This window comes from Fimbriimonadales bacterium (assembly GCA_035559795.1).
Classification (GTDB): Bacteria; Armatimonadota; Fimbriimonadia; order Fimbriimonadales; family ATM1; genus DATMAR01.
On record DATMAR010000009.1, the window covers coordinates 172,760 to 192,627 of the forward strand.

20 protein-coding genes are annotated in these 19,868 nt (G+C 47.2%); 16 read left to right on the top strand and 4 right to left on the bottom strand.

What is annotated here, in order from left to right:
* Positions 1-41: 41 nt before the first annotated feature.
* Complete coding sequence (locus VNK96_06350) at positions 42-1,064, bottom strand: hypothetical protein (protein ID HWP31326.1); 1,023 nt, start codon at positions 1,062-1,064, stop codon at positions 42-44.
* 247 nt (positions 1,065-1,311) lie between these two features.
* Between VNK96_06350 and VNK96_06355 the strand changes: the two genes are divergently transcribed.
* From VNK96_06355 to atpG, 8 genes are read left to right on the top strand one after another with little or no spacing between them, the layout of a single operon-like run.
* On the top strand, positions 1,312-1,728 hold the full coding sequence (locus tag VNK96_06355; protein ID HWP31327.1) for an AtpZ/AtpI family protein: 417 nt from the start codon (positions 1,312-1,314) through the stop codon (positions 1,726-1,728).
* A complete protein-coding gene (locus VNK96_06360) occupies positions 1,725-2,078 on the top strand; it encodes a hypothetical protein (protein ID HWP31328.1) in 354 nt (117 codons plus the stop codon). Before VNK96_06355 ends, VNK96_06360 begins: the two co-directional genes overlap by 4 nt.
* Positions 2,079-2,090: 12 nt before the next feature.
* Positions 2,091-2,816, top strand: coding sequence for a F0F1 ATP synthase subunit A (locus VNK96_06365; protein HWP31329.1), 726 nt, complete (start codon positions 2,091-2,093; stop codon positions 2,814-2,816).
* Positions 2,817-2,849: 33 nt separating this feature from the next.
* A complete protein-coding gene (locus VNK96_06370; GenBank protein HWP31330.1) occupies positions 2,850-3,179 on the top strand; it encodes an ATP synthase F0 subunit C in 330 nt (109 codons plus the stop codon).
* A gap of 21 nt (positions 3,180-3,200) precedes the next feature.
* Complete coding sequence (gene atpF / locus VNK96_06375; protein ID HWP31331.1) at positions 3,201-3,791, top strand: F0F1 ATP synthase subunit B; 591 nt, start codon at positions 3,201-3,203, stop codon at positions 3,789-3,791.
* A gap of 1 nt (position 3,792) precedes the next feature.
* Positions 3,793-4,344, top strand: coding sequence for a F0F1 ATP synthase subunit delta (locus VNK96_06380; GenBank protein HWP31332.1), 552 nt, complete (start codon positions 3,793-3,795; stop codon positions 4,342-4,344).
* A gap of 22 nt (positions 4,345-4,366) precedes the next feature.
* Positions 4,367-5,968 carry a F0F1 ATP synthase subunit alpha gene (gene atpA / locus VNK96_06385; GenBank protein ID HWP31333.1) on the top strand — a complete coding sequence of 534 codons (1,602 nt, stop codon included), beginning with the start codon at positions 4,367-4,369 and terminating at the stop codon, positions 5,966-5,968.
* A gap of 27 nt (positions 5,969-5,995) precedes the next feature.
* Positions 5,996-6,862 (top strand): ATP synthase F1 subunit gamma, encoded by an 867-nt coding sequence (gene atpG / locus VNK96_06390; protein HWP31334.1) that lies wholly within the window; start codon positions 5,996-5,998, stop codon positions 6,860-6,862.
* 127 nt (positions 6,863-6,989) lie between these two features.
* On the opposite strand, the gene VNK96_06395 is transcribed toward atpG, so the two are convergent.
* Complete coding sequence (locus VNK96_06395; protein HWP31335.1) at positions 6,990-7,901, bottom strand: aldo/keto reductase; 912 nt, start codon at positions 7,899-7,901, stop codon at positions 6,990-6,992.
* 11 nt (positions 7,902-7,912) lie between these two features.
* The gene (locus VNK96_06400) at positions 7,913-8,884 is read right to left on the bottom strand and encodes a Gfo/Idh/MocA family oxidoreductase (GenBank protein HWP31336.1); all 972 of its coding nucleotides are present in this window, start codon (positions 8,882-8,884) and stop codon (positions 7,913-7,915) included.
* Between the two features lie 41 nt (positions 8,885-8,925).
* Here VNK96_06400 and VNK96_06405 point away from each other — a divergent pair, with 41 nt between their 5' ends.
* From VNK96_06405 to VNK96_06425, 5 genes are all read left to right on the top strand, one after another.
* Entirely contained in the window at positions 8,926-10,515 is a 1,590-nt protein-coding gene (locus tag VNK96_06405) for a carboxyl transferase domain-containing protein (GenBank protein HWP31337.1), read from the top strand.
* 72 nt (positions 10,516-10,587) lie between these two features.
* A complete protein-coding gene (locus VNK96_06410) occupies positions 10,588-11,982 on the top strand; it encodes a TIGR00366 family protein (GenBank protein ID HWP31338.1) in 1,395 nt (464 codons plus the stop codon).
* A gap of 10 nt (positions 11,983-11,992) precedes the next feature.
* Positions 11,993-12,760 carry an enoyl-CoA hydratase-related protein gene (locus VNK96_06415; GenBank protein ID HWP31339.1) on the top strand — a complete coding sequence of 256 codons (768 nt, stop codon included), beginning with the start codon at positions 11,993-11,995 and terminating at the stop codon, positions 12,758-12,760.
* 255 nt (positions 12,761-13,015) lie between these two features.
* Positions 13,016-13,900, top strand: coding sequence for a sugar phosphate isomerase/epimerase (locus VNK96_06420; protein HWP31340.1), 885 nt, complete (start codon positions 13,016-13,018; stop codon positions 13,898-13,900).
* A 579-nt stretch (positions 13,901-14,479) separates the two neighbouring features.
* A complete protein-coding gene (locus tag VNK96_06425; protein ID HWP31341.1) occupies positions 14,480-15,574 on the top strand; it encodes an aromatic ring-hydroxylating dioxygenase subunit alpha in 1,095 nt (364 codons plus the stop codon).
* 18 nt (positions 15,575-15,592) lie between these two features.
* Here VNK96_06425 and VNK96_06430 read toward each other — a convergent pair whose 3' ends face one another.
* Complete coding sequence (locus VNK96_06430) at positions 15,593-16,816, bottom strand: hypothetical protein (protein HWP31342.1); 1,224 nt, start codon at positions 16,814-16,816, stop codon at positions 15,593-15,595.
* Between the two features lie 212 nt (positions 16,817-17,028).
* Between VNK96_06430 and VNK96_06435 the strand changes: the two genes are divergently transcribed.
* From VNK96_06435 to VNK96_06445, 3 genes are read left to right on the top strand one after another with little or no spacing between them, the layout of a single operon-like run.
* Positions 17,029-18,480: a biotin carboxylase N-terminal domain-containing protein gene (locus VNK96_06435; GenBank protein ID HWP31343.1), complete on the top strand. Its 1,452-nt coding sequence runs from the start codon at positions 17,029-17,031 to the stop codon at positions 18,478-18,480.
* Positions 18,477-18,899, top strand: a complete 423-nt coding sequence (locus VNK96_06440) for a biotin/lipoyl-containing protein (GenBank protein ID HWP31344.1) — start codon at positions 18,477-18,479, stop codon at positions 18,897-18,899. The genes VNK96_06435 and VNK96_06440 overlap by 4 nt, the downstream gene beginning before the upstream one ends.
* Positions 18,896-19,750 (top strand): hydroxymethylglutaryl-CoA lyase, encoded by an 855-nt coding sequence (locus VNK96_06445; protein HWP31345.1) that lies wholly within the window; start codon positions 18,896-18,898, stop codon positions 19,748-19,750. The genes VNK96_06440 and VNK96_06445 overlap by 4 nt, the downstream gene beginning before the upstream one ends.
* Positions 19,751-19,868 lie beyond the last annotated feature (118 nt).

Here is a 19,868-nt window from a genome sequence, read left to right on the forward strand (position 1 = left end):
AGTCCGTGAGAGGCATACCCAAAGAGTGGAGTGTATTTTTGTTATTTCTTTGCAATTATTTTTTTACCTTTACATTCTACGAGCATTCCGTTCTTATTTCTGGTAATCACTTTCGCCCCTTCGATTTTCCAATGTTTATCGAGGAATAGCCAGATGCGATTGTTCGCTAATCGAGACGGGATTTCGATTTCCCATCGCGTTCTTTCTTCTATTGCATTTCGGATTGCTCGATATAGGTCTCCCGGTTTCGCCCCCCCCGTGATACGGAGTCCTCTCGATAAAGCCCGTGGAAATGCCTCATGAGTATAAAGCGCAAAACCAATCAGGGAATCCATGCTGTTGCTCAACTCTTTTTCTTCGATGCCATTTCTCCATATTTTGTTTGCCAACGGAAATGCATTTTTTTTAACCCACTCTTCGAGTTCTCGCTGGTTGGCGTTTAGAAGGTCTTCGGTTCGAATATTTTTCTTTTCGAGTGCTTCGAGAAGCATCATAAGGAATAATTTTTCACCTAAATATCCGTTCGACCAGGGTTCGGGCTCTTTGTAAGTCCCTATGGGGGGGAGAATCGCATGCCCGTATTCGTGCGCAATTTCACGCAGAGTTTCGATAGAATTAGAAAGGTTTTTTATGTCGTAGATGTAAATTGCGAGTTGTGTGCTATCGAAACCGTTTTCGTCAGGTCCGAAAAAGATGCCTTGTTCCGCACCGCTTTTCCCCCCCGATGCGAGAAACACATCTATAGTTCTTCGAAAGCGCAATGGATGTTCTAAAGAGAGTTTCGAATTTGCGAGTTCCCAAAGGTGCAAAAGAACACGAGAAATAGAGATGCTTGTTTCGAGGCTTTCATTGCTTTGCGTATAAATGCGAAAGCGCAAGGTTTGCTCCCCTGTAAGTTTGTCTGCGTGCGCTTCGATCTTGAAGGGGTATTCCCAGCGGTATTTAGGGCAGATCCTCGAATTTTCGAGCAGTGGGTAAACCTTCAACGAGAGTTTTGCATCGGAGTTCGATGGAAGGGTTATTGTAGATTGGAGGAATAATGCATAGAGGGTTAGAGGGAGCATCGGTGCTTGATTATAAATCAACTTAGGGTTTTGAACTTAGAGAAAAAAAGGCGTTCCCAAACAGAGTTTGGGAACGAGAGACTGGGGCTTTGGAACATGAACTGAGGGTCTTGAGCTAAGCAAAGAAGAATAAAGCGTTCCCAAACAGAGTTTGAGAACGAGAGGGACGATGAGAGAAAACGAGAGGAACGATGAGAAAGGCGATTCAAGCAGAGTTTGGGAACGAGAAATCTAATGGACTATAGTTGTGAAAAAGGCGGTAAAAACGAACGAGATGGATAACCGTAACGAACGTGATACAAATAACGATGAAAAGCAATCCTCAGCGGAGTTAGGGAACGAGCCTGAGGATTCTGGAAAATATGAGAAGCGGGAAAAACTGACTAATGTGGATTTGCCGGAAGTCCCCGAATGGAAATTCGAGAGACCGAAGCGAAAGCCTCCCGGTACTAAAACTCCGGATGAATCTAAAGCCTATAGCGCGCTCGGGCTGGGGCTTACACTTGCCTTCGGCTTAGTGGTCCCTATCGTCTTAGGAGTCGGAATCGGAGCATGGATAGATTCTAAGTTCGGTTTTACTTACGGGACGGTGGTAGGGTTCTTGGTAGGGGTCGTGCTCTCTTTCATGCTTATGCTTCGAATCGTGAAGAGGATGAATCTGTGAGGAAAGTAACTTGGATAGTCGTCGTGTTAGCGATAACGTTGAGCGGAATAGGGTTATGGAGTGGCTTTACGAGCTTTTTAGCGGTTATAGTGGGGTTGTTTTTAGGATTCTCTTGCTTTTGGTTGTCGAGGTGGATTACGGGAGCCCTCGTCGCCCAGAGAGTAACATCGAATCGCCCGGTGTTCATTTTCGGACTACTGAAGTGGCTGGCAATCGGGGGTGGTTTTGCTTTGGTTTATGTCATAGACAGCAAGGCTCTCGTATGGTATTTCATCGCCCTTATGATGGTATACTTTTTGCTTGTCGTGGGAGCGCTTTTCGAAGGAGTTGCTCCCACGAGTTTTGAATGAGGTAATCCGCATTTGGAGATTTTCACCACACTGGCTGCAGCGACGGCTGCGGAAGGGGCCCACGGAGTTTGGTGGACTCCTCTTTTCTATTTATCTTTTACTGCTTTGATTATTCTTTCGCTCGGTGTTATTGCGGTACGAGGAGCGCGAGAGAATGTTCCACGAAGTCTTCTTACACGTTTGCTGGAGCATGTCTATTTCTTCATCGAGAATATGTGTGTAAGTGTAATCGGGGAGCAGGGTAGAAAATTCATTCCTTTGGTTTTCACCATTTACACGGTTATTTTGGTGGCTAATTTTTTAGGTGTTATCGGGTTGATGGCTCCCACGAGCGTCTTTAGCGTCACTTTCGGGATGGCTGTGATGGTCGTGTTTTATGTGCAGTATGTCGGAATTCGGACGTTAGGGATTTGGGGATACATTAAGCACTTTTTCGGACCGCCGTTGGGTTGGTTGTTCATTGTCAATGTTCTCCTTTTTGTGGTAGAGATTGTTTCGGAGTTGTTTAAAAACGTTTCCCTCTCTTTGCGACTTTATATCAATATGTCTGCGGAGCATTCTTTAAAAGCGGCATTCCGGAAAATCATCGAAATAGGGGATTTCGGTGTACCTTTGGATGCGGTATTAGTACCGCTTGCGATTTTGGTAAGCATCGTTCAAGCACTGGTGTTTGCCGTTTTGACTTGCGTATATCTCTCTCTTTTCGTTTCTCACGAAGAGGAGGCTCATGCGCACTAATTCATTCTCGAAAATCATGGAGGAAATCAAAAGATGATTGCAATTGCTGCTATGGCACTGGCGATAGGCACCGCTATGGGTTTTGCAGTGTTAGGTGCCGCTATCGGACAAGGTCACGCTGCAAACGGAGCATTGAACGGAGTAGCACGACAGCCAGAGATGGCTGGTCGCATCCAAATGCTTCTTTTGCTTTCGTTGGCTTTCATCGAATCTCTGGTTTTGTTCACGTTCTTCCTTGCCTTCCAGTTGTTAGGAAAACTTCCTAACGCAGCGGAAGTAGATATGACCAAGGTGAGCGCATACGAACAAAGGCAAGATTCGAATCTTTACGCAACGGAAAATCAAGATCCTGAAAATCGATAAAAAAGAAAACAAGAAATAAACATGTTGTGGAAATTCGTTAAATCGCTGCTTTCTTCTTTACCCTTTTTTGTCGTCTCACAACTTTCCTGGGTAAAGGAAGCGAGTCATCATCCTATCGCGATGCAGTTGGGGCTCGATTTCTCTGCGATGTTCGTCACGATCGGCGTATTGACTTTCATGATGCCGCTCGTGGATGCTCTGTTTCTTACCCCGTTGAAGGAAGCACTCGATGCTCGAAAGAAGTATCTCGAAGATACTTATTCGGAAGCAGAGAGTTTGAAAAAGCGAATGGAGGCGCTTCGTTCTGCATACGAAGAAAAATTAGCGAAGAGCGAAGCGGAAGCGCGTGCGCAAATTCAGGCTGCATTGCATGAAGCCCAAAGGATGAAAGAGCAAATCCTTAACGAAGCGAGAACGCAAGCAGAAGAAATTCGTAAACAGGCACAAGAAGATATTTTGCGTGAGCGCGAAAAGATGTTAGTGGATTTGCGCACGCATGTGGTTGAAATGGCTCTCATTGCGACGGAAAAACTCATAGGAAAGCGACTCGATGAAGAATCGAACAAGCGCCTTATCGAAGAATTCATCGAAAGCGTGGAGGTGAAACAGTAACATGGACCCACGCGCGGCTCATCGTTATGCGCGAGCTCTATTTTCCGCTGCACGCCAAACGAATACGGTGCGCGAAGCAGAAGAGGACTTAGAAGCGATTTGCAAGATTCTCGAGGCGAAGCCGGATTTCAAGAAGACTTTAGAGGCTCCTAAGATTTCGCGCGAACAAAAACTCAAGTTAGTAGATCGAGTTTTTGCTGACCGTGCTCGCCCCCTTACGATGCGGTTGCTCCGTTTGCTCATCGAAAAGCATCGAGAACAGGAGATTCCTCTAATTTATAAAGATTATGTAAGGTTGCGAGAAGAATCGGAAGGGATTTTGCGAGTGATTATTTCTTCTGCGAAACCGATATCGGATAACGAGTTGCGAAAACTTATCGCCGCACTCGAAAAGCGCACAGGGAAAAGCATTCTCTATGAAACCGTCGTAGACCCGAAATTAATCGGTGGAGTCGCGGTGCGTTATGGAGACGACGTTCTCGATGGCACAGTCCAAGGCGCTTTGCGAAGATTGAAAGAACATTTGTATTACGACGTTTTGAAACAAACATGAAAATTATCTTTGGAGTTTGAATATGCCTATACGACCAGAAGAAGTTACAAGCATCTTGACACAGGAACTGCAAAGTTTCGAGCGCGAACCAGCGACCGAACATGTAGGAACGATTCTGCAAGTCGGCGATGGTATTGCGCGAATTTATGGACTACCTGATGCGCAAATGGGAGAACTTTTGGAATTTCCCGGCGGAATCATGGGTCTCGTTTTGAATTTGGAAGAGAACAGCATCGGGGCTGTGATTTTAGGTTCTGATGAAGACCTCAAAGAAGGTGACCCCGTTCGCGAAACGGGACGCATCATTCAAGTCCCAGTAGGAAAAGGTGTTTTGGGACGGGTGATTAACCCATTAGGTCAACCGCTCGATGGAAAAGGACCTATCCCGAGCGATGAAACACGTCTGGTGGAAGTGATTGCTCCCGGCGTCGTTTGGAGACAGCCAGTAAAAGAGCCAATCCAAACAGGAATCAAAGCGATTGACGCGATGATTCCTATCGGACGCGGTCAACGAGAGTTGATCATCGGAGATAGACAAACGGGAAAAACTGCGATTGTCGTAGACACGATTATTAATCAGAAACGCACGCATGAACCAGGGGAAAGTCCCGTTTATTGTATTTATGTCGCCATCGGTCAGCGAATGGGAAGTGTGCGCAGGGTAGTGGATACTTTAGAACGCTTCGGGGCGATGGAATATACGACGGTCGTCGTCGCATCCGCTTCCGAACCGAATGCTCTGCAATATCTTGCTCCGTTTACAGGTTGCGCGATTGGAGAATGGTTCCGAGATAACGGAATGCATGCTCTTGCGATTTATGACGACCTCTCGAAACACGCCCAGGCGTATCGCGCGATGTCTCTTCTTCTTCGTCGCCCCCCCGGCAGAGAAGCCTATCCCGGAGATATCTTTTATCTTCATAGCCGATTGTTAGAACGCGCTGCGAAGATGAGCGATGAAAAGGGCGGAGGTTCTTTGACTGCGTTGCCGATTATCGAAACGCAAGCAGGAGACGTTTCTGCATATATCCCAACGAACGTGATTTCGATTACGGATGGACAGATTTATTTGGAGCCCGATTTGTTCTTCGCAGGAATTCGACCTGCGATTAACGTAGGTATCTCCGTTTCGCGTGTAGGTGGCAATGCCCAAATCAAAGCGATGAAAACGGTCGCTGGAAAATTGAAATTGGAAATGGCTCAATACCGAGAAGTGCAAGCCTTTGCGCAATTTGCGAGCGATTTGGATAAAGCGACGCAGATGCAACTTGCGAGAGGTGCGAGGCTTACTGAGTTATTAAAACAGGACGTATATTCGCCATGGGACGTCATTGACCAAATCTTCGCAATCTTCAGCGGCACGGGTGGATTTCTCGATGCCATCGAGGTCGAAGAAGTGCAGAAGTTCGTGGAAGAGATGTTGGCGTATTTGAAAGAGCAATATCCTGATCTCATAGAGAAAGTACGTTCTACGAAAGAGTGGACTTCCGAAACGGAAGAGATGGCGCGCAAGGCGATCGGTGAATTCCAAAAATCATTCTTGAAGAAAAAGGAAGCCCAACGCTCTCAGGAGGCACAAGGGAATCCGGAAGAAGGCACTCAGAAGCAGGAAGTTAGAACATAAACTCAAGTTAGAACATAAACTCGTTGTATGCCGACGCTCAAACAACTCAATCGAAGAATTCGAAGCGCGAAGAACATTCAGCAAATCACGCGTGCGATGAAACTCGTCGCAGCTGCGCGATTGCGGAGAGCGCAAGATAGAGTTTTAGAAGCGCGCCCGTATTCCGAAAAAATGCGGGAATTGATTGCCAGTTTGGCAGAAGCGGGTGAAATGCCTGAGCATCCTCTTCTTGTGCGAAGACCTATTCAGCGATATGGTGTTATTTTGGTTACAGCGGAGCGTGGACTTTGCGGTTCTTTCAATTCGAACCTCAATCGTAAGGCATTCGATTTCGTGCGAAAAGAAACGGGAGAGCCGTTGTTTTATTGCGTAGGAAAAAAGGGAAGGCAGTTTTTCGAAAGAAGAGGTTATAAAATTTTGTACGATTCTTCGCTTCCCACGACAGGTCCAACGAAGAGACATGCCGAGGATTTGATGGGGAAAGTCAAAGATGCCTTCGTGAGTGGGGAAGTGGATGCGGTGTATTTGGTTTATAGCAAATTTTATTCGGCGATTCGGCAAATTCCCCAAGTGGTGCAGATATTGCCCATCGAGCCTCCTGAAGGGGGGGTTGAGAAAAAAGATAGTTATTTGAAGCAGTATGTTTTCGAACCGGATGCTCTAACACTCCTCGGCGAATTGCTTCCTCGATATGCATTGACCCTGATTCTGCAGGGGCTATTGGAGTCTACTGCGAGCGAACATGGCGCTCGCATGACGGCGATGACGAACGCCACGGATAGTGCGGGAGAAATGATTTCTTTATTGACGTTGCAAAGGAACAGACAGAGACAAGCGAATATCACGAAAGAGATTATGGAAATCGTTGGGGGGGCGGAAGCTTTGAAGGGTTAGGCTTCTCTTTTATCTGTGCGTGTGGTGAAACGGGTTTTTCATACTTTTGCTGAATACGAGAAGGTCCCCAAATAGAGTTTGGGAACGAGAAGAACTTGTTGTTACACAGAACAGATACTAGTTATTCTTAGCCCCGTTTCAGGAAAAGCATCTCCTCTTTTGACAATTCGATCTCCAAGCTTTGGACGTTTTGTCGAAGTTCGTCGATGGTTCTAGCACCGATGATTGCCCAGGTGGGGAAATCTTGACAAAGAACGTAAGCGAGCGCAATTTGATGAGGTGTTGCACCGTGTCGTTTTGCTAAAATCTTTGCGCGTTCGAGCCGTCGGTGATTTTCATCATTTTCATAAACGCGAGTGACATCGGGGTCTCGAACACCGGCGAACCAACCACGTGCGGCGGGAGACCACGCGAATAGCGGAAAACGATTTCGGCGATGCCACAGTAGTTCGGTTTCTCCTAAACTCACGCAGCCTTCCCACATCGGTTCGTTGGGTTCTGCTAAGGAGAGGTTGTTGCTGCTTAGAGAAAAGCCTCGAAGTCCATGTCTTTTTGCATAAGAGAGCGCTTCGTCCAGACGAGTCGTAGTCCAATTGGATGCACCGAATGCGGAGATTTTTCCTTTTGCAATTTGTTCGTTGAGGGAATCGAGCAATGGTGCGATATCCTGCTTCGGGTCGTCGCGATGGAGGACGAATACATCCTCTTGCTCGATTCCTAAACGTGCAAGGTTTTCGTTCAAATCCTCTTCGATGTATTTCGGGCTGACACGTGGGTGCCCGTAAGGGTGGCAACCTTTGTCGAGAAGAACGACTTTATCTCTTGCATTTCTCGATTTCATCCATCTTCCGACGATTCTCTGTCCAGCCCCCCCACCATAGATGTGAGCTAAATCGAAGGCATTTCCTCCCATTTCGAAATATGCGTCTATGAGTTGGTAAAGTTCGCCTTCTTTGTCTTCGAAGAAGAAATCCGTCCCGAGAACGAGTTTCGAAATCGGTTTATCTACTCCTTCGATTTTTCCGTATTTCATCTGCATTCTTTTGATTTTTACTTTTCGAAAATAAGACCTGCGCTTTCACGAAGCATATCGAGGGTATAGGCTTGCTCGAGAGTATCTTGCCACGTTACATAGGGAGCCTCGCGCTTTTCTAAAAATTCCATAACGGCGTCTGCCTCGAAACCGTATAAATCTCCTTCGAGACCCGCGCTCACATCTTCTATGCTGTCGTCTTTTGTAACAATCCTGAAGGGCATATTGCAATGCCAAGGAGAGGGGACTTCGATTCTGCCTTTCGTTCCGTAAATCGTGGCGTAATTCGATAGAGAGAGATGAATCGAAGTACTGAAAGATGAAGAAAGATTGTTTTCGAAGAAGAGGCATCCTGTTCCGTATTCGTCGTATTTTTTCGAGCCTATTTTCGCTAAATACACGGCACGTGATAATGCAGATCGGGAAATCATACGGGCAAACGAAACGCAATAACAACCTACATCCATAAGAGCCCCCCCTCCATAACGATTGACGAGGCGAAAATCATCCGCATCGCGAGGCATTTCGAAGCCGTGTTCCGAATAAATGTATAGCGGCTCGCCAATCGCACCCTCGGCAATCCGTTTTTGAAGTTCTATCGTTTGAGGATGGCAGCGATACATGAAAGCTTCCATAAAGAAAACATCGTTCTTCTTTATTTCATCGAGAGCCCATTCTGCTTCTTGCGCATCGAGCGCGAAAGGCTTTTCGCAGAGGATGTGTTTTCTTTTTCTGGCTGCCTTTACACTCCATTCGGTGTGCATATGGTGGGGAAGGGAAATATAAACGGCTTGGACTTCCTTATCGTCGAGCAATTTTTCGTAACCTTCGTATCCACGCCCACCATGTTTTTGCACGAATTCATCTGCTGTCTCTTGTTTGCGCGAAGCGACTGCCACGAGTTTTCCGGTACGCGACTGCTTCAGACCTCGGGCGAAACGTTGCGCAATTCTTCCCGTTCCCAAGATTCCCCAGTTGAGCGTTTTCATGAAAAGGATTCTATACAAGATTTCGAAGTAGAATTCTCGTGATGGAGCCGATACGCAGCGAAATAAACACTCGTTCTTCAGAATTCAAGGCGAATTTTCAGTGCTACATGGGGCTTATTGAAGAATTGAAGGAGAGGCGCGAAAAAATAAAGCGCGGAGGACCGGAGAAAGCACTTGCGCTACACCGCGAAAGGGGAAAACTCACAGCGAGGGAGCGGATCGAAAGGCTTTTAGACCCGGAATCGCCTTTTTTAGAAATCGGAATGTTGGCGGCATGGGAGATGTACGACGGAGAAGTGCCGAGCGCAGGAATCGTTACAGGTCTTGGAAAGATAAATGAAAGAATTTGCGTAATAGTTGCAAACGATGCCACAGTGAAAGGAGGCACTTATTATCCGGAAACGATACGAAAACACCTTCGTGCGCAAGAAATCGCATTGGAGAATCGTCTGCCCATCGTGTATTTGGTGGATTCGGGTGGGGTCTTCCTGCCGATGCAAAGCGAAGTTTTTCCGGATAAGGAGCACTTCGGGAGGATTTTTTATAACCAGGCGGTGATGTCTTCTTTGGGAATTCCTCAAATCTCGGTAGTGATGGGAATGTGCACGGCAGGGGGGGCATACGTGCCGGCGATGAGTGACGAAAATATCATCGTGAAGGGAATAGGAACGATTTATTTGGGTGGTCCTCCGCTCGTGAAAGCAGCGACGGGAGAAGAGGTAAGCGCAGAGGAGTTAGGTGGGGGTGAGATGCATTCTAGAGTGAGTGGGGTTACCGACCATTTGGCAGAGAGTGACGAACATGCGTTGGAGATATGCAGGTCCATTGTCGAAAATCTTCCTACGCCCCCGAACGTAAGCCCCCCCTATACTCCTGAAGAACCTTTATGGAAAGCGGAAGAAATATGCGGCATCCTTCCCCCGGATACTCGCAGTCCTTACGAAGTGCGTGATGTCATTGCAAGACTCGTAGATGGCTCTCGATTCCACGAGTTCAAAAAGGAATACGGAGCGACACTCGTTTGCGGTTTCGCTCGATGGATGGGATATCCGGTGGGGATTTTAGCGAACAATGGAGTGCTTTTTTCGGAAAGCGCTTTGAAGGGAACGCATTTCATCGAACTTTGCTGCAATCGAAAAATTCCTTTGATATTTTTACAAAACATTACGGGTTTTATGGTAGGGAAGCGATACGAAGAGGGGGGGATCACCAAAGACGGAGCAAAAATGGTGCAGGCGGTTTCCTGTGCGCAAGTGCCGAAGATTACGGTCATCATCGGCGCCTCGCATGGGGCAGGAAACTATGCGATGTGCGGGCGTGCGTATGATCCTAGATTTTTATTCACCTGGCCGAATTCTCGTATCAGCGTCATGGGCGCAGAACAAGCGGCGCAAGTGTTGATAACGATAAAAGAAGCGAAAGGACCGATTTCGGAAGAAGAAAAACGAGCCATCGGCGACCCAGTACGAGAGCAGTACGAAAGAGAAGGCTCACCCTATTACGCCACTGCAAGGCTTTGGGACGACGGTATTATCCTTCCTACCGAAACGAGAGAAGTGGTCGGTCTTTGCTTATCTGCTGCATTACACGCGCCGATTCCCGAAGTTCGTTTCCCTGTATTCAGGATGTAACGGGGTTTCGAAGAAAAGCATTAGGAGACAGGAAACTACAATTTCCTTTCGTAGCTCGTCACTATAGATAGCATGATTGAGGCTCTTGGGGAAAGGATGGCGCGATGGTCATTGCGCTGGGTGCCCGATCCGTTCATTCTTGCGTTACTCCTCACGTTTTTAAGTTTGATTCTCGCGTTTTTCGTGCAGGGTTTCGGAATTCTCGATGCGATTGGGGCATGGGGTGGGCGAATTATCCATGGAGAAGTTACGAAAGACGAAGTTGGTTTTTGGAGATTTCTCGCATTTTCTATGCAAATGTGCCTCATCCTCGTTACAGGACATGCACTCGCGGCGACGAAACCGGTGGGGAAACTCATTCGTTGGATCGGGTCGCTTCCGAAAAATACTGCGCAAGCGGCTTCATTAACTTCTTTCGTGAGCATGTTGTTCGGTTTGATTAATTGGGGGTTAGGATTAATCGTAGGTGCGTTGCTTGCTCGCGAGGTGGGGCTCGCAGCGAAAGAAAAAGGAAATCGAATTCACTATCCTTTAGTGGTCGCATCGGGTTATTTGGGTTTGCTCATTTGGCATGGGGGGCTATCGGGCTCAGCGCCATTCAAGATGACGCAAACTAAAGACGTAGTGGAGATGCTCGGAGCGGAACGCGCCGCCTCGGTCGGCACAGTGGGGCTCGAGCAAACGATTTTTAGCCCGATGAATGGAGTCGTTACGGTGGGGCTTCTCGTGTTCATACCCATCGTGTTTTGGCTTTTAGCGCCGAAAGACCCTGACAAAACGCAAGGTGTGGAAATAGCACGAATTCAATACACCGAAAAACGAGAGGAAAAGAGGCTGAAAACCCCCGTGGAATTTTTAGAGCGAACACCTTTGATAACGATTTTGATATGTCTTTTGGGATTCGGCTATTGGTTTTATTATTTGTCGAAAATCAGTTTATGGTCTATTGACATCAATGCAATCAATATGTTCTTTTTGTTTTTAGGGCTTCTTTTGCATGGCTCTCCGATGAATTACATTCGCGCGATAGACGAAGCAGCGCAAGGATGCGGAGCGATTATCTTGCAATTTCCTTTTTATGCCGGAATTCAAGGAATACTGCAATATAGCGGGTTGATTAAGGTGATGAGCGATTGGATTGCAGCGAATTCTACTGTTCATTCCCTTCCCGTTTTTACTTTCTTTTCCGCGACGATCGTGGGACTATTCATTCCTTCCGGAGGTGCGCAGTGGGGAGTTCAAGGTCCGGTAGTCGTGGACAGTGCAGCGAATTTAGGAACGCCCCTCGGACCGACGATTATGGCTCTCGCTTACGGGGACGAGTATGCGAACATGCTTCAGCCGTTTTGGGCGCTTCCTTTACTGAGCATAACCGGCTTGAGGGCGCGCGACATCATCGGATACACGACACTGGTGATGCTATTGAGCACGCCCGTTTTCGTGATTCCGTTGTGGATTTTCGTCTAACATAATACAGATGAAATCGTTGATTCTCGAAAAAAGCGGTGATGTGCTTTATGTGCGTTTGAATCGCCCCGAGGTTCGCAATGCTTTCGACGATAATCTCATAAGGGAAATTACGGAGGTTTTTTCCCACATCGATACGATGCTTCGTGCCGTAGTTCTTTCGGGAGAGGGGAAAGTTTTTTGTGCGGGGGGGGACTTGGAATGGATGAGAAGTTCCATAACTTTATCCGAAGAGGAGAACCGCGTTGATGCAGAAAGACTTGCGGAAATGTTTCGGGCTATAGATGAGTGCTCGTGCCCAGTCGTAGGGAAAGTGCACGGAGCGGCATTCGGGGGGGGATTAGGGCTGGTCAGTGTTTGCGATGTGGTGGTCGCAGCGGAAGGAACGAAATTCTGTTTTAGCGAAGTGAAATTAGGGCTTTCGCCTGCCGTCATTGCACCTTTTGCTCTTCGAAAAATCGGGGTCGCTGCAGCAAGACGCTATTTTTTGACGGCAGAAGTGTTCGATGCGCAAGAGGCGAAACGAATAGGATTGGTTCATGAAGTAGAACTTCACGACCATTTAGAGTCTCGTGTGAACGAGATTCTCTCTGCGATTCGCGAGACAGGACCGAACGCAGTACGTGAGGCAAAGCGCTTGATTCGTAAAATCGTTCCTTTGGAGGATAATGTGATGCGAGAATGCATCGAGACGATCGCGCGACTACGCGTTTCGGAAGAAGGACAAGAAGGCGTGAAGGCTTTTTTGGAAAAAAGATCGCCATCCTGGAAGCGATAAACCCTACGCTTTAACTTACATATTTATTCATACTGCTTTCTTGTCTTTCGTATTCGTTTTTCTCGTTCCCGAACTCTGTTTGGGAACCATACTATTTTTTTCTCGTTCCCAAACTCTGTTTGGGAACGCATTGTCTTATTAGCTTTATCGAGCCTACGACATTCCTACTTTTGAGAATATTGGACTAATAGGAGAGGATTTCGAAATAATATTTGGTAGACTTATCCGACATAATCTTTTAGAGGACAGGAAGTTATGAATCGAGCAAATCACCAAGATATCCGCATAGGCACTATCGTCCCTGCACGCAAAGCGGGGCATTATATTAGGCAAATCCTCCCGCATGGGTTCGAATCATTCCAACTTACCTTCGGTGGAGAAATCGGAGACCTCGACATCGAAAGCCTCGCTAAAGATTGTCTCGATGCATGCTGTGGGCAGGCGGTCATTAGTTGCATAGGAATTTACGGAAATCCTTTAGTGAACGAGCAAACCGAAAAAGACTGGGAGAGGTTGATTCGCTCAGCAAAGCATTTCGAGTGCAGTGTCGTAAGCGGATTCACGGGAGCAATCGAAAATCGTCCCGTGCAAGAAAACATCCCGAGATTCGCAGAAGTCTTCGGACGTCTAACGAAAGTTGCAGAAGATGAGGGAGTGAAGATCGCATTCGAAAATTGCGATATGGGGGGGACATGGGAAGCGCCGAGATGGAACATTGCCCACGCCCCACGCGCATGGGAGATGATGTTCGATGCAGTAAAAAGTGACGTTTTAGGCTTGGAATGGGAGCCCTGTCATCAAATGGTCTCTTTCATAGACCCCATAGCACAACTCAGGAAATGGGTAAAAAGGGTTTATCACATTCACGGTAAAGACGCGACGATTGCATGGGATATCATCGAAACGCAAGGAATTCGCAGCGGAGTTCCTTACCTTTGGCATAGAACTCCCGGCTTCGGCGATTCCAATTGGACGGATATTATTACGATTTTACGGCAGGGGGGGTATGTCGGTGCAATCGATATCGAAGGATGGCACGATCCGATTTATCGTGACGAATTAGAGATGACAGGACAAGTGCGCGCTCTGAACTATCTCAAAGCCTGCCGCGGGGGGGATTACGTCCCGAATCCGGAATAGTAAATTCCTACTCTCGAGAGTGTTTTAGGGTTGCATAGAACCCCCACCTTTGAACGCTTCGCCCACAAATAGTTCCCCTTGCGCGGCAGGGGGAACCTATGAGGAGGGGATCCAAAACCAAAGAAGTTCTTAGCCACAGACAAAAAAAAGAATTCACCCCCTCCTCGAACGTTCCCCCTCTTCGCTCCGCTCGAAGCGGAACTGGATTATTCATAAATTCCCTTTATCTCCGAAGTTACATGCGTATAAATAACATAATCTGTTTCCCTTGCAAAGCAGAGGCCTTTAAGAAGAGGTTCTTATCGCGCCTTACGGCGCTCCTACACTAGAGAATAAAGTGATTTCGTCCTCGTTCCACAAACTCAGTTCTTTCTCGTTTCCAAACTTGTTTGGTAACGTTCATTTTGTTATGTTTTTAATTACGATTACTCTTTTTTTCAAAAAAAGAATCAGTTCCCCTTGCGATGCAGGGAGAACCCGAGGAGGAATAGTTTATCGCGCCTTACGGCGCTCCTACTCTCGATTTTTTTAGGAGTGAACGGTCGGATTGCGTCATAATCTCGATTCGGTGGTAAGTGCATGAAAAAATTCGAAATACATCCTGACATTTCTTTAGCATCTACTCTTCCAGGGTCTTTTTATTGCAGTCAAGAAATTTACGAGCGAAGCAAAAATGCTATTTTCGCGCGTTCTTGGCAGTTGGCTGCCGATAGGGATTTCGTGCGTCTGCCAGGGCAGGTTTATCCATTCTTTTTGTTGGAGGGTTTTCTGAACGAACCGTTGTTGCTTACGAGAGATTCACAAGACCGTTTGCATCTGCTCTCCAACGTATGTACGCATCGTGGCAATTTATTAATAGAAAACCCGGGAAATGCAACGATGCTTCGCTGTCGCTATCATGGTCGTCGCTTCCATTTGGATGGAAAGTTTCATAGCATGCCGGAATTCGAAGGTTGCGATGGCTTTCCAAGCGAAGCAGACAATCTTTCGACGATTCCTTTTGCCGAATGGGGAAGATGGATATTCGTGTCCTTGTCTCCGAAAGCCGATCTCGAAGAGTGGCTTCAACCGATGATACGCAGGTTGTCATGGATTCCCGTGGAACAGTTTCGACACGATCCCACAAGAAGCAGAGACTATCTCGTAAAAGCGAATTGGGCTTTGTATTGCGACAATTATTTGGAAGGGTTTCATATCCCATACGTTCATCCTTCACTGAGCGAAGCGATTGATTACGGAACGTATCAGACGGAAATATTTCCCTATGGAGTTTTGCAAATTGCCTACTCGGATAAGGGAGAGGAGACTTTCGATATCCCCCCCGGTCATCCTGATTCCGGTAAATCCGTCGCTGCTTATTATTTTTGGTTCTTTCCGAATCTTATGTTCAACTTTTATCCTTGGGGACTTTCGCTAAACATCGTTCGTCCCGTTTCTCTGGAACTCACGAAGATTTCTTACCTAACTTATATTTGGGATGAAACGAGGCTCGGAAGAGGCGCTGGAGCGGATTTGGATAGAGTGGAAAGAGAAGACCAAGCAATCGTCGAAGCCGTGCAGAAAGGTGTGCATTCGAGATTTTACGAACGCGGACGTTATTCTCCAAAACGAGAAGAAGGCGTCCACCATTTTCATCGTCTGCTTACGAGTTTTTTGCAAGACGAAGCTTTATAAATCGCGACTATTCTGAAATTACGGAGTAACGATTTTCCACATCGTTTGGTCAACCCGCGTAGTAAAGCGACTCGTGAAAGACCATTTCCAACTCACGCGAGAACGTATCTTTCTTGAACCGGTTTCGACATATTTCAAGGGATTACTTCCGACGGTTACGGTTACCGAAGAGTCCGTAGTCGTTGCACTTCTCGTGTCGAACGTGTCCCATTTTTGCGTTTGGAAGTTGTAAAGTTCTATTTTCTGGTCTATACCTTCACGCGTGACGGATGCTTCCAAGGTGAAACTCAAACTCAACACATTGCTACTCGGGGCGACGCTTTCGACGACCAAAACGACGGGCGGGTCTCGCAAGGCACCCGGCTGAGGAAGAATTTGCATCTTCGATTCATCGCTATACCAAAGGTCGACTAAACTACCGGATTTCAAAGTTCCTTTCTCGATGGTAAAAGTAATCGGGAATACGTCATTCGATTTTCCACCGGTGGTAATTCCTAAAAGAAAATTCGCCTCGTTCGGTGAGCCGCCGAAATAATCCACTTCGGTTTCGTCGTACACACCATCAGGAAGGGGAAAAATATCGTACCAGAACACGTCTTCGCTGGTTCCCGTAGTCGCTCCCCCCCCACTGAAGACTGTAGAAAAGGCGAAATCGAAGTTTCCTTCTCCCGACGGGTCGGGTTCACGGAATTGTTGGGCGAAATAACATTCTCCATCGGGCACGGTCATACCGATAATGGAGATATCGAAGGTGATTTTCCAAGCCCCCCCGGATGGGAGTTGGAAAAATCCACCGAAATCCGCCAACACATCGTAAAACGCAGAAACACCCGCACCGAGCCCTTGGATGAATGTATCGTAAACAATCCAACGAATCAGGAACTGGTGAGTGTCTGCTCCGTTGATTCCGACGGTGAGGTGTTTCCATGGCTGACCCTGCCCCACCGGGTCTAAAACGAGGTCGTCTAACGAACTCGGATTTTGGTCGGTGAAGAAATAAGTGCCGTCTCCGTTGTCGTTCAGATAGGCAGTTGCCCTCGGGTCGCCGCCGCGATAGGACTCATTAGCAGGGATTTTTTCGGCGACGTAGGAAATACGGTATCCGGCGACGGATTCATATCCGTAAAACCTCTTGACTTTGCCAAAGGTTATCGGCATTTCCCCGTAAATTTTTTGGCTATACGCGGGGATGATTCCAGAAATAATAAATGCAGCAAGTAGAAAACACCTAGTACAATTCATGAGTAGTCCTCGTTTTTCTGAACACCTCGCATTGCGCTTGCTCTATCTATTGTACAAAAAAATGTATCCAGATGATAAGTCAGAGCAAAAAAAGCGCTGCCTGCGATATTTATAACTTTCAGACGTATTATATCGACCGAGTGTTCCTTGGATAAGTTGAAGTTTCGACGTCTAAAAGTCCTGCAAGCAGTCAAAATAGAGACCTTAACCAGATGGGAAAACCAATTCGAAAAGTCCTCGTAGCGAACCGGGGTGAAATCGCCTGCCGGATATTCCGCACCTTAGACCAAATGGGGATCGAAGGGGTGGCTATTTTTACCGAACACGACCGGGACGCAATTCATCGCTTCGCGGCATTCCAAAACCATCCAAAAGAGCGAGAGGCTTACGAGGTTTCGAGTTATTTGGCGATTTCTGAGATCGTCGAAATCGCGCTTCGATGCGGGGCGGATGCGATCCATCCGGGATACGGTTTCTTGGCGGAAAATCCGGCATTCGTACGAGCCTGTGAAGAGTCGGGAATCATTTTCATCGGTCCGGATGCTGAAGCGATGGAGACGTTGGGAGACAAGGCGAAAGCGCGCGATGTTGCAAAAAGTTTAGGATTACCAGTCATGGAGGGAGTCGGACCGAGTTCGGACCCCATAGAACTGAAAAATGCAGCGCTTCGTTTAGGTGCCCCACTCATGTTGAAAGCCGCGGCAGGCGGGGGGGGAAAAGGGATGAAGCGCATTCTCGACCTCAGCGAGATCGAATCGCAAATCGAAAGTTCGCAAAGAGAAACGAAAGGGGCATTCGGGGACGACAGGCTTATCATAGAACGTTACATTTATCCTTCGAGGCATGTAGAGGTACAAATTTTCGGAGACGGCATACGAGCGGTGGCTTTGGGAGAAAGAGAATGCAGTCTTCAAAGGAGACACCAAAAAGTTATCGAAGAATCACCATCGACCGCGGTAGACAATTCTTTGCGTGAGCGACTTTTCGAATCTGCCAAGAAATTATCGGAGAGCGTCGGTTATCGAAACGCAGGCACTTGCGAGTTCCTATTGGATTCGAAAGGGAATTTTTATTTTTTGGAAGTTAACACGCGCTTGCAAGTAGAACATCCCGTTACGGAACTTTGCACAGGACTCGATTTGGTGAAGATGCAAATCGAATTGGCTTGCGGTGGAAAACTGATTTCGCAAAACGAGATTCGACCTCGAGGACATGCTATCGAAGCACGTCTAAACGCCGAGGACCCTTATAACGATTTTTTGCCGAGTGCAGGGAGAGTTTTACTCTGCGAGCTGACTCCACCTGTGGGGGGGCGAATAGATTCGGGAATCGGCGAGTTTGTGACGACGCACTACGACCCCTTATTGGCGAAGTTCATCGCGCATGGTTCGAATCGAGAAGAGGCGAGGAGAAGACTTATCGAAAGTTTGAAATCCTCTGTGATTTTGGGTGTTTATACGAACCAGGAATTTCTTATGGAATTGTTGGAAAGCGATATGTTCGCTCGAGGGGAAACCTATACGACGACATTGGACGAAATGGAAGTAACCCGCAAAGAAATTCCGCCCGAAATACTCGTTGCTGCAGCCCTTTTATATAAAGCGCCAGGAGTTAAGCCTTCTCGAAACCCGTGGCAAACGCTCGGAAAATGGAGGATGGAATGAAAATCCTTACTCCGACCGGTGTAATGGAGGTGACAATTCCTCCGAATGCTAAACTCGTTCCATCGGAAAAACCCCATCGCTACATTTTGGAAATCAATGCAAAAAGGCAAGAAATCGTTATCGCGCGAAGCGGTCTCGATATATGGATAGCTTCGGGGGGGCGAACTTTTCGATTTTCCTTGCCGGACGTTTCGGAAACGAGCGCCGTGAAAGAGATACGGGCGCCGATGACAGGGACAATCGTTACTGTCCCCGTCCGAGCTGGTGAAAAAGTACAAAAAGGAGATACGCTCGTGATTTTAGAGGCGATGAAAATGGAATATCGCATGGAGGCTCCTATCGACGGAGAAATACACGACGTTTATGTCAAAGAAGGCGATTTGGTGGATTTAGGGCAGGTTCTCATTCGTTTGGTATGAAAGAAAAAATTCGAATCGTAGAAGTCGGTCCGAGAGATGGTCTTCAGAATGAACCGAATATCATTCCGACAGATGTGAAAGTCGCATTTATCGATGCACTGTCCGAGGCGGGATTCGAAGAAATCGAAGCAGGTGCATTCGTTTCTCCGAAATGGGTTCCACAAATGGCGGATTCCGATGAAGTGTTTCGAAGAATTCGAAGGAAACAAGGAGTGAGATACTCCGCACTCGTACCGAACGAAAAGGGGTTGGAACGCGCACTGGAGGTGAAGGTTGATAAAATTGCCGTTTTCACTGCAGCGAGCGAAACCTTCAATTTGAAAAACATCAATGCGACAATCGAGGAATCGTTGAACCGGTTGCGTCCGGTAGTTTCGAATTCGCCTGTTCCGGTGCGTGGATACGTTTCGACTGCTTTCGTTTGTCCCTACGAAGGGAAGATCTCTCCTTCCCGAGTTATTCCTGTCGTGAAAGAACTTTTGGAAATGGGATGCGAAGAAATTTCCATCGGGGATACGATAGGAAAAGCGACGACAGAAGACGTTCGTACTTTGTTGGAAGAAGTTTCTAAGGTTTGCTCCTTCGAAAAAATTGCACTTCATTTTCATGACACTTATGGGGGGGCGGTTAAGAATGCTTTGGTGGGTGCGGAGATGGGAGTAAGAGTTTTCGACGCTTCGGCGGGGGGCATAGGAGGATGCCCTTATGCACCAGGTGCACCGGGGAACGTCGCGACAGAGGATTTGGTGAGAGCATTTCCCGGAAGAACAGGAATAGATTTAGAAAAATTGGCTGCTGCGTCGCAGATTGTTCGTGGGTACGTTTCGGAAAAGAGAGTAAAGGCACAGTAGCATTTGGTATGCCCCATGCATGACTTCAAAAGTTAATCCCACACGACCCTTAGAAACGTCTATATTTTGATATAATTATCTAACCGCCTTCGTTTGGGGTGGTTTCTCCAATACTTTT